At 61.7% G+C, this 16,322-nt stretch carries 10 protein-coding genes and 2 riboswitches; of the genes, 5 read left to right on the top strand and 5 right to left on the bottom strand.

The window, feature by feature from the left end:
• Positions 1-89: 89 nt before the first annotated feature.
• The 3 genes from CKW21_RS14740 to cobW all read right to left on the bottom strand — a co-directional run bounded on the left by CKW21_RS14740 (position 90) and on the right by cobW (position 6,151).
• Positions 90-1,088, bottom strand: a complete 999-nt coding sequence (locus CKW21_RS14740) for an ATP-binding protein (RefSeq protein WP_095194684.1) — start codon at positions 1,086-1,088, stop codon at positions 90-92.
• A 152-nt stretch (positions 1,089-1,240) separates the two neighbouring features.
• Positions 1,241-5,083 carry a cobaltochelatase subunit CobN gene (gene cobN, locus CKW21_RS14735; RefSeq protein WP_095194683.1) on the bottom strand — a complete coding sequence of 1,281 codons (3,843 nt, stop codon included), beginning with the start codon at positions 5,081-5,083 and terminating at the stop codon, positions 1,241-1,243.
• Positions 5,084-5,086: 3 nt separating this feature from the next.
• Positions 5,087-6,151 (bottom strand): cobalamin biosynthesis protein CobW, encoded by a 1,065-nt coding sequence (cobW, locus tag CKW21_RS14730; protein ID WP_095194682.1) that lies wholly within the window; start codon positions 6,149-6,151, stop codon positions 5,087-5,089.
• A gap of 98 nt (positions 6,152-6,249) precedes the next feature.
• A riboswitch (cobalamin riboswitch) is annotated at positions 6,250-6,462 on the bottom strand.
• Between the two features lie 175 nt (positions 6,463-6,637).
• A riboswitch (cobalamin riboswitch) is annotated at positions 6,638-6,864 on the top strand.
• A gap of 119 nt (positions 6,865-6,983) precedes the next feature.
• Between cobW and CKW21_RS14725 the strand changes: the two genes are divergently transcribed.
• From CKW21_RS14725 to cobM, 4 genes are all read left to right on the top strand, one after another.
• Positions 6,984-7,178, top strand: coding sequence for a CbtB-domain containing protein (locus CKW21_RS14725; protein ID WP_095194681.1), 195 nt, complete (start codon positions 6,984-6,986; stop codon positions 7,176-7,178).
• Between the two features lie 11 nt (positions 7,179-7,189).
• Positions 7,190-7,894, top strand: coding sequence for a CbtA family protein (locus CKW21_RS14720; protein ID WP_095194680.1), 705 nt, complete (start codon positions 7,190-7,192; stop codon positions 7,892-7,894).
• Entirely contained in the window at positions 7,891-8,304 is a 414-nt protein-coding gene (locus CKW21_RS14715) for a cobalamin biosynthesis protein (protein ID WP_095194679.1), read from the top strand. The genes CKW21_RS14720 and CKW21_RS14715 overlap by 4 nt, the downstream gene beginning before the upstream one ends.
• 81 nt (positions 8,305-8,385) lie before the next feature.
• Entirely contained in the window at positions 8,386-9,132 is a 747-nt protein-coding gene (gene cobM / locus CKW21_RS14710; RefSeq protein WP_095194678.1) for a precorrin-4 C(11)-methyltransferase, read from the top strand.
• A 170-nt stretch (positions 9,133-9,302) separates the two neighbouring features.
• On the opposite strand, the gene nfuA is transcribed toward cobM, so the two are convergent.
• Both nfuA and CKW21_RS14700 read right to left on the bottom strand, forming a co-directional pair.
• Positions 9,303-9,887, bottom strand: a complete 585-nt coding sequence (gene nfuA / locus CKW21_RS14705; protein ID WP_008059275.1) for a Fe-S biogenesis protein NfuA — start codon at positions 9,885-9,887, stop codon at positions 9,303-9,305.
• Positions 9,888-10,092: 205 nt separating this feature from the next.
• On the bottom strand, positions 10,093-12,390 hold the full coding sequence (locus tag CKW21_RS14700) for a fatty acid cis/trans isomerase (protein WP_095194677.1): 2,298 nt from the start codon (positions 12,388-12,390) through the stop codon (positions 10,093-10,095).
• 155 nt (positions 12,391-12,545) lie between these two features.
• Here CKW21_RS14700 and metH point away from each other — a divergent pair, with 155 nt between their 5' ends.
• The gene (gene metH / locus CKW21_RS14695; RefSeq protein ID WP_095194676.1) at positions 12,546-16,256 is read left to right on the top strand and encodes a methionine synthase; all 3,711 of its coding nucleotides are present in this window, start codon (positions 12,546-12,548) and stop codon (positions 16,254-16,256) included.
• The last annotated feature ends 66 nt before the right edge of the window (positions 16,257-16,322 follow it).

Raw genomic sequence — 16,322 nt, 5'->3', positions numbered from 1 at the left:
AGCAGCGTGACGCTTACCCTGCTTGCCGTTGTCCAGGCGTCCGGCACGGGGTCTGGCATTCGCCCCCGCATCAGATCGAGGGCGAATGCCTAGGGCTTTTTTGGCCAACTCGGCACTTCACGTCGGGCGCCAGTCGCGAGTGCCTGGGCGGGCATTTCACCCCATTGACCCTGGCCTTCGCTCGGGTTTGAAGGCTGAACCGAAGGCGCCTGGTTTTGTTGTGGTGCAAGTGGCGACTGTTCGCGGCGACGATGGCGCAAGGCAAACTCGGCGACCGCATCGATATCTTCCTCGGCGATGGCACGCGCCCCTCTCCAGGCGGCATGGGCACGCGCCGCGCGCAACCAGACCAGATCGGCGCGCAGGCCATCGACACCGGCGGCAAAGCAGCGCTCGGTAATCTGCTCCAGCGCTGCATCGTCGAGGGGAATGTCCACCAATGCGCTACGCGCCTTATGGCAACGTTCGCGCAATGATTGCTGCTGGGTTTCCCACTCGGCGCAAAAACCTTGGGGATCGCTGTCGAAATCCAGACGCCGACGGATGATCTGGCCGCGCTCGGTGGGTGCGGTATGGCCGCTGAGGGCGACGTTCAAGCCAAAGCGGTCGAGCAGTTGCGGACGCAACTCACCCTCTTCCGGGTTCATGGTGCCGATCAGCACGAACTTCGCCGAATGCCGATGGGAGATGCCGTCGCGCTCGACCAGATTGGTGCCGCTGGCGGCGACGTCGAGCAGTAAATCGACCAGGTGATCGGGCAGCAGATTGACTTCATCGACGTAGAGCACGCCGCCATCAGCCTTGGCCAACACGCCGGGGGAAAATTGTGCGCGACCTTCGCTCAGGGCAGCATCCAGGTCGAGGGTGCCGACCAGGCGCTCTTCAGTGGTACCCAACGGCAAGGTGACGAACTGACCGCTGGCGAGCAGGTCCGCCAGGCCTCGGGCCAGGGTCGATTTGGCCATGCCGCGCGGGCCTTCGATCAGCACGCCGCCGATCTTCGGGTCAATGGCGGTCAGGTACAGCGCGAGTTTCAAGTCATCGGCGCCGACCACGGCGGATAGGGGAAAATGCGGGGTGTCGGTCATTATCAGATCTCGGTCATGGTCGGTAATCTCACAGACACCTCAGTCCCTGTGGGAGCGGGCTTGCCCGCGATAGCGGTGTGTCAGTCAATAATGATGCTGGATGTTACGGCCTCATCGCGGGCAAGCCCGCTCCCACAGGGGACTGTGCTGTTTCAGGTATCTTCTTCTATATCCAACAGCAAGTTTTCCAGCGCCTCGCGATACTCACCCGGCGCCTTCCACATCCCCCGCTGCTGCGCTTCGAGCATGCGCTCGGTCATGTCGCGCAAGGCATGGGGGTTGTGCTCGCGCACGAAATCCCGGGTGTCTGGATCGAGCAGATAGGCATCGGCCAGCAACGCGTACTGATGATCGTCGATCAACCGGGTGGTGGCGTCGAAGGCGAACAGGTTATCGACCGTCGCGGCCATTTCGAACGCACCTTTATAGCCGTGACGCTTGACGCCCTCCAGCCACTTCGGATTGGCCGCCCGGGAGCGGATGACCCGGTTCAGTTCTTCCTTCAGCGTGCGGATCTTCGGCAGGTCCGGCTGGCTGTGATCACCGTGATAACTGGCCGCCACTTCGCCGCCGAGGCTTTCCACGGCGGCCAGCATGCCGCCCTGGAACTGGTAATAATCATTGGAGTCGAGCAAGTCGTGTTCACGATTGTCCTGGTTTTGCAGCACCGCTTGCACCTGGCTCAGACGCTGGGCGAACTGATCTCGGGCCGCGGTGCCTTCGTCTGAACCGCCGTAGGCATAACCGCCCCAGTTCAAATACACCTCGGCCAGATCCTCGCGGCTCTGCCACAGACGACCATCGATGGCGCCCTGTACCCCTGCCCCATAGGCACCGGGTTTGGCACCGAAAATACGCCAGCCGGCCTGACGCCGCGCGGCGTCTTCATCAAGGCCTGCTTGCAATAACGCTTCACGTTCGGCGCGCACTTTGGCCGCCAACGGGTTGAGATCGTCCGGCTCATCCAGCCCGGCGACCGCTTGCACGGCGGCGTCGAACAGGCGGATGAGGTTGGCGAAGGCGTCGCGAAAGAAACCGGACACGCGCAAGGTCACGTCCACCCGTGGGCGATCGAGCAGGCTCAGCGGCAGAATCTCGAAGTCATCGACCCGCTGACTGCCGGTGGCCCAGACCGGACGCACCCCCATCAGCGCCATGGCCTGGGCGATGTCATCGCCGCCGGTGCGCATGGTCGCAGTACCCCACACCGACAGGCCGAGCTGGCGCAAATGATCACCGTGGTCCTGCAGGTGGCGTTCAAGAATCAGGTTGGCCGATTGGAAACCGATGCGCCATGCGGTGGTGGTCGGCAGGTTGCGCACATCTACCGAGTAAAAATTGCGCCCGGTCGGTAGCACATCCAGGCGCCCGCGACTCGGTGCGCCGCTGGGGCCGGCGGGCACGAAACGCCCACTGAGGGCATCGAGCAGACCGCGCATTTCTGCGGGACCACAGGCGTCGAGCCTTGGTGCGACCACCTCGCGCAAGTTGTCGAGGATGGCTTGTACTTCAATCAAACGCGTCTCCTGTGGGAGCCAGCCTGCTGGCGATGGAGTGTCAGTCGACATCAATGTGGCTGACAGTCCATCGCCAGCAGGCTGGCTCCCACAGGGGGCATTCAACATCTGTGAAATAAGCTGTGCAGCGAACAGTTCGAGACGTTCGCGGGTATCGCCCGTAGTGCGCCAGAGCTCTTCACTGATCGACATTAATGCATCGGGACGAGGTCCGCTCCACGGATCGGCCAACGCGCAATCGAGCGGATCGAACCCCAGCCCGAAGGCCTTGGCCAACGCCCGCAGCAGACTCGACTGCGCCCCGCGCCCATCGCCCCGGGGAATACGCAGCAGCGCAAGCAAGGTGTCAATGCGCAGACGCCCGGCCGGTGATTCGCCGAACACGTGCAAACCATCGCGGATCTGCGACTCTTTCAAGTCGCACAGGTAAGTGTCCAGGCGCGGCAGCCAGATCGCCGCATCGGCGTCGCTGTCCAGCTGCTCTTCAAGCTGCAGTTCGCGGTCGATGTGGGTCTCGCGCACCAATTGCAGGATGTCCCGTTGCAACTCCCGGGCGCGGCGCGGATCGAGCAGTTGCGCTTCGTAATACTCGTCGGCCAGCAGCTCCAGGTTGCGCAGCGGTCCATAGGTTTCGGCGCGGGTCAGGGGCGGCATCAAGTGATCGATGATCACCGCCTGGGTGCGGCGCTTGGCCTGGGCGCCCTCGCCCGGATCGTTGACGATGAACGGATAGATGTTCGGTAACGGCCCGAGCAGTGCGTCCGGCCAGCAATTCTCCGACAGCCCGACGCCCTTGCCCGGCAACCATTCGAGGTTGCCGTGCTTGCCGACGTGGATCACGCCGTGGGCGCCATAAGTATTGCGCAGCCAGAAATAGAACGCCAGATAGCCGTGGGGCGGCACCAGGTCCGGGTCGTGATACACCGCACTCGGATCGACCTGATAACCCCGCGCCGGCTGAATGCCGACGAAGGTCAGGCCGAAACGCAACCCGGCGATCATCATTCGACCACCTCGGCACATCGGATCGTTTTCCGGCGATCCCCAACGCTCTTGTACCGCCGCGCGATTGGTTTCGGGCAGTGCGTTGAACATTGTCAGGTATTCGTCCATGGCCAGACTTTGCTGGCACGGGCGTTGGTCGATTGTTTCCAGATCGTTGCTGACGCCGCCGAGCAATTGCTGGATCAGCGCAGTACCACTGCCCGGCAATTCGGCCGGCAGCGGATAACCTTCTTTATGAAGCGCTCGCAGGATGTTCAGCGCCGCAGCCGGAGTATCGAGCCCCACACCATTGCCGATGCGACCATCACGGGTCGGGTAATTGGCGAGGATCAGCGCAACCCGCTTTTCAGAATTGCGCAGGCGCGCCAGATCGATCCAGCGCCGCGCCAGTTCGGCGACGAAGTCCATGCGCTCAGGTTGTGGCCGGTAGCAGACCACGTCGGACTGACTGCGCTCACTGCGCCAGGCCAGATCCTTGAAACTGATCGGTCGGCTGATGATGCGTCCGTCCAGTTCCGGCAGCGCGATGTGCATCGCCAGATCCCGGGGCCCGAGGCCCTGCTCGCTGGCGCGCCAGCCCGGCTCGTTGTCCTGGGCACAAATCGCCTGAATCACCGGGATGTTGCGGCGAAACGGCCGCAAGTGCGGCGCTTCGGGGCTCGATTGCGCGAACCCAGTGGTGTTGAGAATCACCCCCGCCTCGACTTCATCCAGCCAGTCCTCGACCACCGTCAGGCAACCGGGTTCTTTCAAACTGGCCAGCGCAATCGGCAACGGGTTCAACCCCGCCGCCTGCAAACGCTGGCAGAAAACATCGATGAAAGCGGTATTCGCCGCTTGCAGGTGCGAGCGATAAAACAGTACCGCCGCCACGGGCTGATCGGTCTGCCAGTCAGCTCGCCAATCCTGCAGCGTCGCGGGGCTTTTTTGCGGGTGGTAAATCGCCGTGCGCGGCAGGGTTTGCGGCTCGGACCATGGGTAATCACGACCCAGCCAGCGACTGGCCAGGCAGCGAAACAAGTCCAGGGCATTGCCCATGCCACCCTGACGCAGGAAGTGCCAGAGCCGGTCGCGGTCCTCAGGGATCACGGTGCTCAGGTCGCTGAGTTCCGGGTCCGGGCGATCATCGCCCGGGACCAGAATCAGTTGCACACCACGTTGCGACAACTCCACCAGACGCTCGATGCCGTAACGCCAATAGGCTATGCCGCCATGCAGCGATATCAGAATGACTTTGGCGTGGCGCAGCACTTCATCGACGTACAGATCGACCGAGGCGTGATTCTGTACCTGCATCGGATTGGCCAGGCGCACGCTCGGGTAGTCGTCGGGCAACTGCTGCGCTGCCTCGGCGAGCAGCGCCAGGCTGGAGTCGCCGCTGCACAGGATCACCAGCTCGGCGGGGGTTTGTCCAAGGTCGGCAATGTTTTCATCCGACACAAATCCGCCGGGCTGGGTCCTGAGCAGGTGCATGGCTTACACGCTGAGCGCGGCGCGCAGTTGCGCTTCGAGCAAGGCGGCGTCCAGTTCCTGGCCGATCAGTACCAGCCGGGTGATACGCGTTTCTTCAGCGCCCCACTGACGGTCGAAGTGCTTGTCGAAACGGGTGCCCACGCCCTGGATCAGCAGGCGCATCGGTTTGTTCGGGACCGCGGCGAAGCCCTTGACCCGCAGGATGCCGTGCTGGACCACCAGTTGGGTCAGCGCATCCAGCAGCAGGCTTTCGTCAGCCTGTGGCAACTCGATGGAAATGGAATCGAAAGCATCGTGATCATGATCGTCTTCTTCGCCTTCATGATGGTGGTCGTGATGGCTGTGACGGCTGTCGATGTGCTCTTCGGAACCGGCACCGAGGCCGATCAGCACGTCCAGCGGCAGGCGACCGTTGCTGGCTTCGATGACTTTCACCGCCGGTGGCAGTTCCTCGGCGACTTCCAGGCGCACGCGGGCCAGATCTTCCGGGTTGATCAGGTCGGCCTTGTTGAGGATCACCAGGTCGGCGCTGGCCAGTTGGTCGGCGAACAGTTCGTGCAGTGGCGATTCGTGGTCCAGGTTCGGGTCGAGTTTGCGCTGGGCGTCGACCTGATCGGGGAACGCGGCAAACGTACCGGCGGCCACCGCCGGGCTGTCGACCACGGTGATCACCGCGTCAACGGTGCAGGCGCTACGGATTTCCGGCCACTGGAAAGCCTGGACCAGCGGTTTTGGCAGGGCCAGGCCCGAAGTTTCGATGAGGATGTGATCGAGATCGCCGCGACGGGCCACCAGTTCGCGCATCACAGGGAAGAATTCTTCCTGGACGGTGCAGCACAGGCAACCGTTGGCCAGTTCATAGACCCGGCCAACAGCTTCTTCTTCGGTGCAACCGATGGAGCAGTGCTTGAGGATCTCGCCGTCGATGCCCAGCTCGCCGAACTCGTTGACGATCACCGCGATGCGGCGGCCCTGGGCATTGTCGAGCATGTGCCGCAGCAAAGTGGTTTTGCCCGAGCCGAGGAAGCCGGTAACGATGGTGACGGGGAGTTTGGCCAGTGTTTTCATCGGATGCCCTTTGGCAAGGTGGCGGGCATACGGGACGAGAACCGGCAACGCGCATGCGCGCCGGAAGCGTTCGCCACCGGATCACCCCGCCCGGTTGTAGTGAGAATCTGTATCGAGGCAGGTCTCCTGGCTGACGGTGTGCCAATCATTGGACTGGCGTTCGCTGCGCCTTCCCGCGGGCTCAGGACATGAGCGTGCAGTGGCGTGGCAGCGAACATCACCGTTCACAGTTGCGGGGGCAGCCGCGGCATCGACCGCGTTCCCTTCTTAGCTCCGGCAAACGCCGAAGAACCTCGAAAGCGCAAGGCTACGCATGGTATGGGGGCGGGTCAATGTCTTGTGACACCCGCACCGGCCCCTTCGCGAGCAGGCTCGCTCCCACATTGGAATGCGGCTACCTGTGGGAGCGAGCCTGCTCGCGAAGAATTCACCTCGATTCAAGATGAGAACCCCTGCCAATTGACGCCCCACCCTTGCCCATGCTCTCCTACACGTCTTGTTACGGGTGCCCTTCACAGGGTGAAACGGGAAACCGGTGAATCATGTGCTTTACTCTAGAGCCATGTCAGTCCGGTGCTGCCCCCGCAACGGTAAGCGAGCGAAGTGTCAGATCCACTGTGTCGATGAGGCATGGGAAGGTGATGCTTGCAGGTCAAGGCGAAAGCCTGCGCCCCTCGTGAGCCCGGAGACCGGCCCGCAACACAAAGTGACCAAAACATCACTGAATGACAAACCCGCGGTGGGCGGGCGCTGTTCGAATCCCTGCGCTCGCTGGTGCGCGGGTTCTTGCATGCGCTTTTGATTCCCCGCTGACAGAACAGAGGGAAACGCCATGTCGATCATCAGCAGCACCGGCCACAGCAGCACCGCCAGCAGCACCACAACCCTGACCCAACGCCTGACCGCCGCCGTATTCGCGTCGATCCTCGGCGCCAGCCTTGTGTATTTCGCCGGTTTCTCGCACATCGAAGCGGTCCACAACGCCGCTCACGATACCCGTCACAGCGCCGCATTCCCGTGCCATTGAGACCTGCCGACATGATCAAGCGTATTGCGCAAACCGCAGGTTTCACCGGGTTGCTGGCCGCCCTGCTGCTCACACTGCTGCAAAGCCTTTGGGTTTCTCCGCTGATTTTGCAGGCCGAGACCTACGAAAAATCCGAACCCGCCGCCGTTGAAGTGCACGAACACGCCGCCGGCGTCGCCGCCCACACTCACGACGGCGAAGCCTGGGAGCCGGAAGACGGCTGGCAGCGCGTGCTGTCGACCACAGGTGGCAATCTGGTGGTAGCGGTCGGTTTCGCCCTGATGCTCGCCGGTCTCTACACCTTGCGCGCGCCGACCAAAACGTCCCAGGGCCTGCTCTGGGGGCTCGCGGGTTACGCCACTTTCGTGCTGGCACCGACCCTCGGACTGCCGCCTGAATTGCCGGGCACGGCGGCCGCCGATCTGGCACAACGACAGCTCTGGTGGATCGGCACCGCCGCGTCCACGGCTGTCGGCATCGCCCTGATCGCGTTCAGCCGCCACTGGCTGATGAAAATCCTCGGTGTGGCGATCCTTGCCGTGCCCCATGTGATTGGCGCACCGCAACCGGACGTGCACTCGATGCTCGCCCCGCAAGCACTGGAGACTCAGTTCAAAATCGCCTCGCAACTGACCAACGTCGCGTTCTGGCTCGCCCTGGGCCTGATCAGCGCCTGGTTGTTTCGCCGTAAAAGCGATGGCCAATACCACGCATGATTGATACCGGCACTGCGCCGACCCTGGTGGTCGGCCTGGGCTGCCAGCGCGGCTGCCCCGTCAGTACGCTGCGAGCGCTGCTCGATCAGGCGCTGCAGGCCAACCAGATCGAACTTCATCAGATCAAGGCCCTGGCCAGCATCGACTTGAAGCGTGACGAACCGGCCCTGATCGAACTGGCCGAACAACTCGGCTTGCAGATGATGTATTTCAGCAGCGTACAGTTGGCGGCCTATCAAGCGCAGCTCAGCCATCATTCGCAGATCGCCTTCGAACGCACCGGGTGCTACGGCGTGGCGGAAAGTGCCGCCCTGGCCATGGCCGAACAACTGGCCAATGCACCGGCAAAACTGCTGATCCCGCGACAAAAATATGCCCAGGCTACGCTGGCATTGGCCGGCGCTGCATAAAATCCCCGATAATCCCGCCTTCGATCATGAGCAATCTTCATCTGAAGCGTTGCCCATCACCTTTTTTCACAGGAACCGACGATGACCGTCTACTTCATTGGCGCAGGTCCCGGCGATCCGGAACTCATCACCGTCAAAGGCCAGCGGCTGATTCGCAGTTGCCCGGTCATAATCTATGCCGGCTCGCTGGTACCCACCGCCGTGCTTGAAGGTCATCACGCGCAAAAGGTGGTCAACAGCGCCGAATTGCATCTGGAACAGATCATCGAGCTGATCAGGACCGCCCATGCCAACGGTCAGGACGTGGCCCGGGTGCATTCCGGCGATCCGAGTCTGTATGGCGCTATCGGCGAACAGATTCGCCACCTGCGTGAACTCGACATTCCCTTTGAAATCATCCCTGGCGTCACCGCGACGGCCGCTTGCGCAGCGTTACTGGGCGCAGAGTTGACGTTGCCGGACGTATCCCAAAGCGTGATCCTGACCCGCTATGCCGACAAAACCGCCATGCCGGTGGGCGAGGAACTGGGCAGCCTGGCGCAGCATGGGGCGACCATGGCGATCCACTTGGGGGTCAATCATCTGGAGAAAATCCTTGCCGAGTTGTTGCCGCATTACGGCGCGGATTGCCCGATCGCGGTGATTCACCGGGCGACCTGGCCGGATCAGGATTGGGTGGTGGGGACGCTCGAGGATATTGCCGGGAAGGTTGCCGCCAAGGGATTTCGGCGCACGGCGTTGATTCTGGTGGGTCGGGTGTTGGGGAGTGATCATTTCAGCGAGTCGTCGCTGTACCGTGCGGGGCATGCGCATTTGTACCGCCCATAAGCCCTCTTCGCGAGCAGGCTCGCTCCCACAGTAAATCTCCTGTGTACACAGAAGCTTTGTACGACATGTTTCTAATGTGGGAGCGAGCCTGCTCGCGAAGGGGCCAGCGAATTTCACCCATAAAAAAACGGCGCTCACGGGGCGCCGTTTTTTAGTTCGCAGCGAACACCTTAGTAGTAGGCGTTTTCTTTCTGCGTGTGGTCAGTGACGTCACGGACGCCCTTGAGCTCGGGGATGCGCTCGAGCAAGGTGCGCTCGATGCCTTCCTTCAAGGTCACGTCGGCCTGGCCGCAGCCCTGGCAACCGCCGCCGAACTGCAGAACGGCGATGCCGTCTTCGACCACATCGATCAGGCTGACCTGACCGCCGTGGCTGGCCAGCCCCGGGTTGATCTCGGTTTGCAGGTAGTAATTGATACGCTCGTTGATCGGGCTGTCGGCGTTGACCATCGGTACTTTGGCGTTGGGCGCCTTGATGGTCAGCTGGCCGCCCATGCGGTCGGTGGCGTAGTCGACAACCGCGTCATCCAGAAAGGCTTCGCTGAAGTGATCGATGTAAGCAGTGAAGCTTTTGAGCCCCAGTGCGGTGTCTTCGGGTTTTTCTTCGCCCGGCTTGCAGTAGGCAATGCAGGTTTCGGCGTACTGGGTGCCAGGCTGGGTGATGAAGACGCGGATGCCGATGCCCGGGGTGTTCTGCTTGGAGAGCAGATCAGCCAGGTAATCGTGGGCGGCGTCGGTGATGGTAATAGCGGTCATGGAAACTCCTCGCAGGCTTGGGCGCAGTTTACGCCAATCATCGCGCCGGACAAAGTCCTAGTATTTTTGTCAGGAAAAGATTTCGACGATTGCGCCCCTTGTGGGAGCGAGCCTGCTCGCGAAGACGGACTGCCAGCCGACATCTTGGTCGACTGACACACCGCATTCGCGAGCAGGCTCGCTCCCACAAGGGATCAGCGGTTGATTACAGGTTTTCGTAGCGATTCATGTCCAGCACGCCCTCTTCCACCGGCTCGGTCTCGTGGATGTAGCGGCTCAAGTCATGAAAGTAAAACCAGAACTGCGGATGGCTGCGCCGAATCCCCCAGCGTTCGACGATTTTCTCGAAACGGTCGGCATCCTTGGCGTTTTCCATCGCATCCACAAATGCCGGGACCTCCCCGGCGGGAATGTTGAACATGAAGTTCGGATAACTGCTGAGTACTCCCGGGAAAATGGTCACGGTATCCAGCCCGGGCTGATAACGCAGCGACTCGCCGAGCAGAAACGCCACGTTACTGTGCGCGCGATTGCGCAGCAGGCTATACACCACACGCTGGCCGTTTGCGGTTTCGACGCGCAGCATTGACGCTTCCGGCAACTGATCGATGACCTTGAGCCCGGCCGCCGGGCGTGACGCCAGGCGACTCAAGGCCTGTTCGGCGCTCTGCAAGTCCGGGTCGATGTTCGGGCGCGAACAATAGGCGCCGTCGCAGCGATTGATCGGATCCGGCTTGGCATCAAGTTCGCCATAGCGCGCCAGCAACTGCATGGCGAAGTCGCGTTTCGGGTCTTTTTCATCGAGCTTCAGCGCGGTCGGCTTGTCGTTGTCGATGGACTCGTAATCCATCCACATCTTGAATTTGCCGCTGCTCTGATACCAGTCGTCGAGGTAGCCATCGCGCGAATCGGCGGGCATCAGGCGCAGGAAATTCTGTTCGGCGCCATTGCGGATCAGGTCGAAGTACAGGCGTGTCTGGGCTTGATGGGAGACGTTGCCGAACACATCGAAATTCACCGCCAACTGATAATAGGTGCGTTCCAGCAGTGGGAAGTCGAACAGCCACATCGTTTGCGGCACCTCGCCGATAAGGCCCTTGGTCACGGCGGCACTGTCGAAGTGCCGGAAGATGCTCAGCAGCGCATTGTCATTGCCGGCCCACAAGGTCGACCAACTGGGTGCCGGCAGGTCGGCGTAGCTGTCGCGGCGCAAGGCCTCGTACTCGTTGCGCTTGTCGCGGTAGTCGTGCCACAGGCTCAGGACACTGCCGACATCGTCGTTCTGCCCCGGCATCGCCAGCAACGGCGTGGCCTGGCCACGGTAATTCGGGTCGGTGATATAGAGGTCGTGCTCGGGCGCCTGGAACAGCGCCCAAAAGTTATCGCGGATCACGTCCGTGGCGATTTGCCCCCGGCACACCGGGCCGCGAATAAAAGTGCGCACGAAATACTCGGCGTTATCGAGCATGAATTGATAACGCGCCTGGGCCGGGATGGCCTCGAACGTGGCAAACGGATTGGCCCGACTTTCCGGCCCGTAGCCCGGCAAGGCGCTGGCCTGCCAGTTGCCGTTGTAGAACAGGCTTTTGACCCGGGCCATCTTCGCCGCGCTCAGCGGATACGTGATGTGGGTCTTGTGCACGATCACACCCTGCACCGGCCACAAGCGGTAATAAAACTGCGTGCCCGGATCATCGTTCGGGCGACGGGTATTGATCAGGTCGATGGGCTGGCCGGTCGGCGTGCGCGAGCGCACCCACTGGAAGAAGTGCCCCGGCTCGCCGTCCTTGAAGTAAAGGTGCGCGAGGAACCAGTGCTCGAACAACCAGCGCCCCACCAGACTTTGCCGGGCGCCAGGTGCGTTGAGCAGGTTTTCCCACTGCACCACCTGCAACGCTTCCCTGGCGCTGGGCACCAGGCCCTGCTCATCGATCGGCGCGCCGGACGCCAGCCAACGCTGCAGGGTCTGGTACTGCTGATCGGTGAGCCCGGTGACCGCCAGCGGCATGCCCTGATTCGGATGGGAACTGGCGTAGCTGTCGAACTCCGCCGGCATCGCGCACACATTGTCGCGATTGAGGCCGAGGGCGATGTCTTGTGGCAGTTTGGCATTGGGTTGCAGCGGCGTCCGGTGACCCAGTTCGAGCATGCGCGCCATCAGGGCAGCCTGACTGCCCTGAGCATCGAGCACCGAGTAGAAGCCCTTTTGCTGCCAGGCGCGCTTGCCGAGGGCATCATAAAACAACCGGGTTGGTGCCGCGGCCTGGCTACGGTCGCCGTCGTACACCGGGATCTTGCTCGCCCCACGGGCCACACCCTCGCCACTGCCAAGGTTGAGCTGACAGGCGGAGTCGTAGCAGGCATGGCAGGCCACGCACTTTTCAGTGAAGATCGGTTGAATGTCGCGGCTGTAGGAAATAGAAGGAGAAATAACCGGATCTTGCGCCACGGCGCCCCAGCTTAATAACAGCAATACACTGCTGATGACGACGCGATACGACATGTCCCTGATCCCGATCCTTGAAAAACGCCGCGATTCTACCGGTCCGCCGGCCCCTTCAACATGAGCGATATTCATGCAAAACCCGAACATGCTCTAAAAGCGCACAGGTTTGCTATGATCCCGGCCCTTCGTCATGGTCTTTTCGAGTAGTCCCAATGTCCGATCGCAGTGTTCGCCTTCAAGCTCTCAAGCACGCCCTCAAAGAGCGCATCCTGATTCTCGACGGCGGCATGGGTACCATGATCCAGAGCTACAAGCTCGAAGAACAGGATTACCGTGGCAAACGCTTCGCCGACTGGCCGAGCGATGTCAAAGGCAACAACGACCTGTTGGTGCTGACGCGCCCGGACGTGATCGGTGGCATCGAAAAAGCCTATCTGGATGCCGGTGCTGACATCCTGGAAACCAACACCTTCAACGCCACCCGCATTTCCATGGCCGATTACGGCATGGAAGAACTGGCCTACGAACTGAACGTAGAAGGCGCTCGCCTGGCGCGCAAGGTCGCCGATGCGAAAACCCTCGAGAACCCGGACAAGCCGCGCTTCGTCGCCGGCGTGCTCGGCCCGACCAGCCGTACCTGCTCGCTGTCCCCGGACGTGAACAACCCCGGCTACCGCAACGTGACCTTCGATGAACTGGTGGAGAACTACACCGAGGCCACCAAAGGCCTGATCGAAGGCGGCGCCGACCTGATCCTGATCGAAACCATTTTCGACACCCTCAACGCCAAGGCCGCGATCTTTGCCGTGCAAGGCGTGTTCGAAGAGCTGGGCATCGAATTGCCGATCATGATCTCCGGCACCATCACCGACGCCTCTGGCCGCACCTTGTCCGGCCAGACCACCGAAGCGTTCTGGAACTCCGTGGCCCACGCCAAGCCGATCTCGGTCGGTTTGAACTGCGCCCTGGGCGCCAGCGAATTGCGCCCGTACCTGGAAGAGTTGTCGAACAAGGCCAACACCCACGTTTCGGCGCACCCGAACGCCGGCCTGCCGAACGAGTTCGGCGAGTACGACGAACTGCCGTCGCAAACCGCCAAGGTCATCGAGGAATTCGCTCAAAGCGGCTTTTTGAACATCGTCGGCGGCTGCTGCGGCACTACCCCGGGTCACATCGAAGCCATCGCCAAGGCCGTGGCCGGTTATGCACCGCGCCAGATTCCGGAGATTGCCAAGGCCTGCCGCCTTTCGGGCCTGGAGCCATTCACCATCGATCGCAACTCGCTGTTCGTCAACGTCGGCGAGCGCACCAACATCACCGGTTCAGCCAAGTTCGCCCGCCTGATCCGCGAAGACAACTACACCGAAGCCCTGGAAGTCGCCCTGCAACAGGTCGAGGCCGGTGCCCAGGTGATCGACATCAACATGGACGAAGGGATGCTCGATTCGAAGAAGGCCATGGTGACCTTCCTCAATCTGATCGCCGGCGAACCGGACATCTCTCGTGTACCGATCATGATCGACTCCTCCAAATGGGAAGTGATCGAGGCTGGCCTCAAGTGCATCCAGGGCAAGGGCATCGTCAACTCGATCAGCATGAAGGAAGGCGTCGAGCAGTTCATCCATCACGCCAAACTGTGCAAGCGCTACGGCGCCGCCGTGGTGGTGATGGCGTTCGACGAAGCCGGCCAGGCCGACACCGAAGCGCGCAAGAAAGAGATCTGCAAACGCTCCTACGACATTCTGGTCAACGAAGTCGGCTTCCCGCCGGAAGACATCATCTTCGACCCGAACATCTTTGCCGTGGCCACCGGTATCGAAGAACACAACAACTATGCCGTGGACTTCATCAACGCCTGTGCCTACATCCGCGACGAGCTGCCGTACGCCCTGACGTCGGGCGGCGTGTCCAACGTGTCGTTCTCGTTCCGTGGCAACAATCCGGTGCGCGAGGCAATCCACTCGGTGTTCCTGCTGTACGCGATCCGCTCCGGCCTGACCATGGGTATCGTCAACGCCGGTCAGCTGGAGATCTACGACCAGATCCCGGTGGAACTGCGCGACGCCGTGGAAGACGTGATCCTCAACCGCACCCCGGAAGGCACCGACGCCCTCCTCGCCATCGCCGACAAGTACAAGGGCGACGGCAGCGTCAAGGAAGCCGAGACCGAAGAGTGGCGCAACTGGGACGTCAACAAGCGCCTGGAACACGCGCTGGTCAAAGGCATCACCACCCACATCGTCGAAGACACCGAAGAATCCCGTCAGTCCTTCGCCCGTCCGATCGAAGTGATCGAAGGGCCGTTGATGTCCGGCATGAACATCGTCGGTGACCTGTTCGGCGCCGGTAAAATGTTCCTGCCGCAGGTGGTGAAATCCGCCCGCGTGATGAAACAGGCCGTGGCCCATCTGATCCCATTCATCGAACTGGAAAAGGGTGACAAACCGGAAGCCAAGGGCAAGATCCTGATGGCCACGGTCAAGGGCGACGTGCATGACATCGGCAAAAACATCGTCGGCGTGGTGCTGGGCTGTAACGGCTACGACATCGTCGACCTTGGCGTGATGGTCCCGGCGGAGAAAATCCTCCAGGTCGCCAAGGAACAGAAGTGCGACATCATCGGCCTGTCCGGCCTGATCACCCCGTCGCTGGATGAAATGGTCCACGTCGCCCGCGAAATGCAGCGCCAGGATTTCCACCTGCCGTTGATGATCGGTGGTGCCACCACCTCCAAGGCGCACACGGCGGTGAAGATCGAACCCAAGTACAGCAACGATGCCGTGGTGTACGTCACCGACGCTTCCCGCGCGGTTGGCGTGGCCACCCAGCTGCTGTCCAAGGAACTCAAGGCCGGTTTCGTCGAGAGAACCCGCGAGGAATACATCGAAGTCCGCGAGCGTACCGCCAACCGCAGCGCCCGCACCGAACGCCTGAGCTACACTGCGTCGATTGCGAAAAAGCCGCAGTTCGACTGGAGCACCTACACCCCGGTCAAGCCGACGTTCACCGGCACCAAGGTGCTGGACAACATCGACCTGAAGGTATTGGCCGAATACATCGACTGGACGCCGTTCTTTATCTCCTGGGACCTGGCCGGCAAGTTCCCGCGCATCCTCCAGGACGAAGTGGTTGGTGAAGCCGCCACTGCGTTGTACGCCGATGCCCAGGAAATGCTCGCCAAACTGATCGACGAAAAGCTGATCAGCGCCCGCGCGGTCTTCGGCTTCTGGCCGGCCAATCAGGTGCGCGACGATGACATCGAACTCTACGGCGATGACGGCAAGCCCTTGGCCAAACTGCATCACCTGCGCCAACAGATCATCAAGACCGACGGCAAGCCGAACTTCTCCCTGGCGGACTTTGTGGCACCGAAGGACAGTGAAATCACCGACTACGTGGGTGGTTTCATCACCACCGCCGGCATCGGCGCCGAAGAAGTGGCCAAGGCTTATCAGGATGCCGGCGACGACTACAACTCGATCATGGTCAAGGCCCTGGCCGACCGCCTGGCCGAAGCCTGCGCCGAGTGGCTGCACCAGCAGGTGCGTAAAGAGCACTGGGGTTACGCCAAGGACGAAACCCTCGACAACGAGGCGCTGATCAAAGAGCAATACACCGGTATCCGCCCTGCCCCGGGCTACCCGGCGTGCCCGGATCACACCGAGAAAGCCACCCTGTTCGCCCTGCTCGACCCCGAGGCCGCCGAAATGCGTGCCGGCCGCAGCGGTGTGTTCCTGACCGAACACTACGCGATGTTCCCGGCGGCGGCTGTCAGCGGCTGGTACTTCGCCCACCCGCAGGCGCAGTACTTCGCCGTGGGCAAGATCGACAAGGACCAGGTGCAGAGCTACACATCACGCAAAGGCCAGGAGCTGAGCGTGACCGAGCGCTGGCTGGCGCCGAACCTGGGTTACGACGACTAACCCAACTCCTGGCCACAACACTGTGGCTGACAGAGATCCCTGTGGGAGCGGGCTTGCCCGCGATGA

This window comes from Pseudomonas sp. Irchel 3A7 (assembly GCF_900187565.1).
In the GTDB taxonomy this organism is placed as follows: Bacteria; Pseudomonadota; Gammaproteobacteria; order Pseudomonadales; family Pseudomonadaceae; genus Aquipseudomonas.
Note: the sequence above shows the minus strand (reverse complement) of the source record. Positions and strands in the feature narration are given on the sequence as shown.

Bases quoted from the DNA above. Each gene is read 5' to 3' on its own strand.
- CKW21_RS14700 (WP_095194677.1), bottom strand. From the start codon at position 12,390: ATGTCGTATCGCGTCGTCATCAGCAGTGTATTGCTGTTATTAAGCTGG.
- metH (WP_095194676.1), top strand. From the start codon at position 12,546: ATGTCCGATCGCAGTGTTCGCCTTCAAGCTCTCAAGCACGCCCTCAAA.
- cobW (WP_095194682.1), bottom strand. From the start codon at position 6,151: ATGAAAACACTGGCCAAACTCCCCGTCACCATCGTTACCGGCTTCCTC.
- CKW21_RS14720 (WP_095194680.1), top strand. From the start codon at position 7,190: ATGATCAAGCGTATTGCGCAAACCGCAGGTTTCACCGGGTTGCTGGCC.
- CKW21_RS14715 (WP_095194679.1), top strand. From the start codon at position 7,891: ATGATTGATACCGGCACTGCGCCGACCCTGGTGGTCGGCCTGGGCTGC.
- cobN (WP_095194683.1), bottom strand. From the start codon at position 5,083: ATGCACCTGCTCAGGACCCAGCCCGGCGGATTTGTGTCGGATGAAAAC.
- CKW21_RS14725 (WP_095194681.1), top strand. From the start codon at position 6,984: ATGTCGATCATCAGCAGCACCGGCCACAGCAGCACCGCCAGCAGCACC.
- CKW21_RS14740 (WP_095194684.1), bottom strand. From the start codon at position 1,088: ATGACCGACACCCCGCATTTTCCCCTATCCGCCGTGGTCGGCGCCGAT.
- cobM (WP_095194678.1), top strand. From the start codon at position 8,386: ATGACCGTCTACTTCATTGGCGCAGGTCCCGGCGATCCGGAACTCATC.
- nfuA (WP_008059275.1), bottom strand. From the start codon at position 9,887: ATGACCGCTATTACCATCACCGACGCCGCCCACGATTACCTGGCTGAT.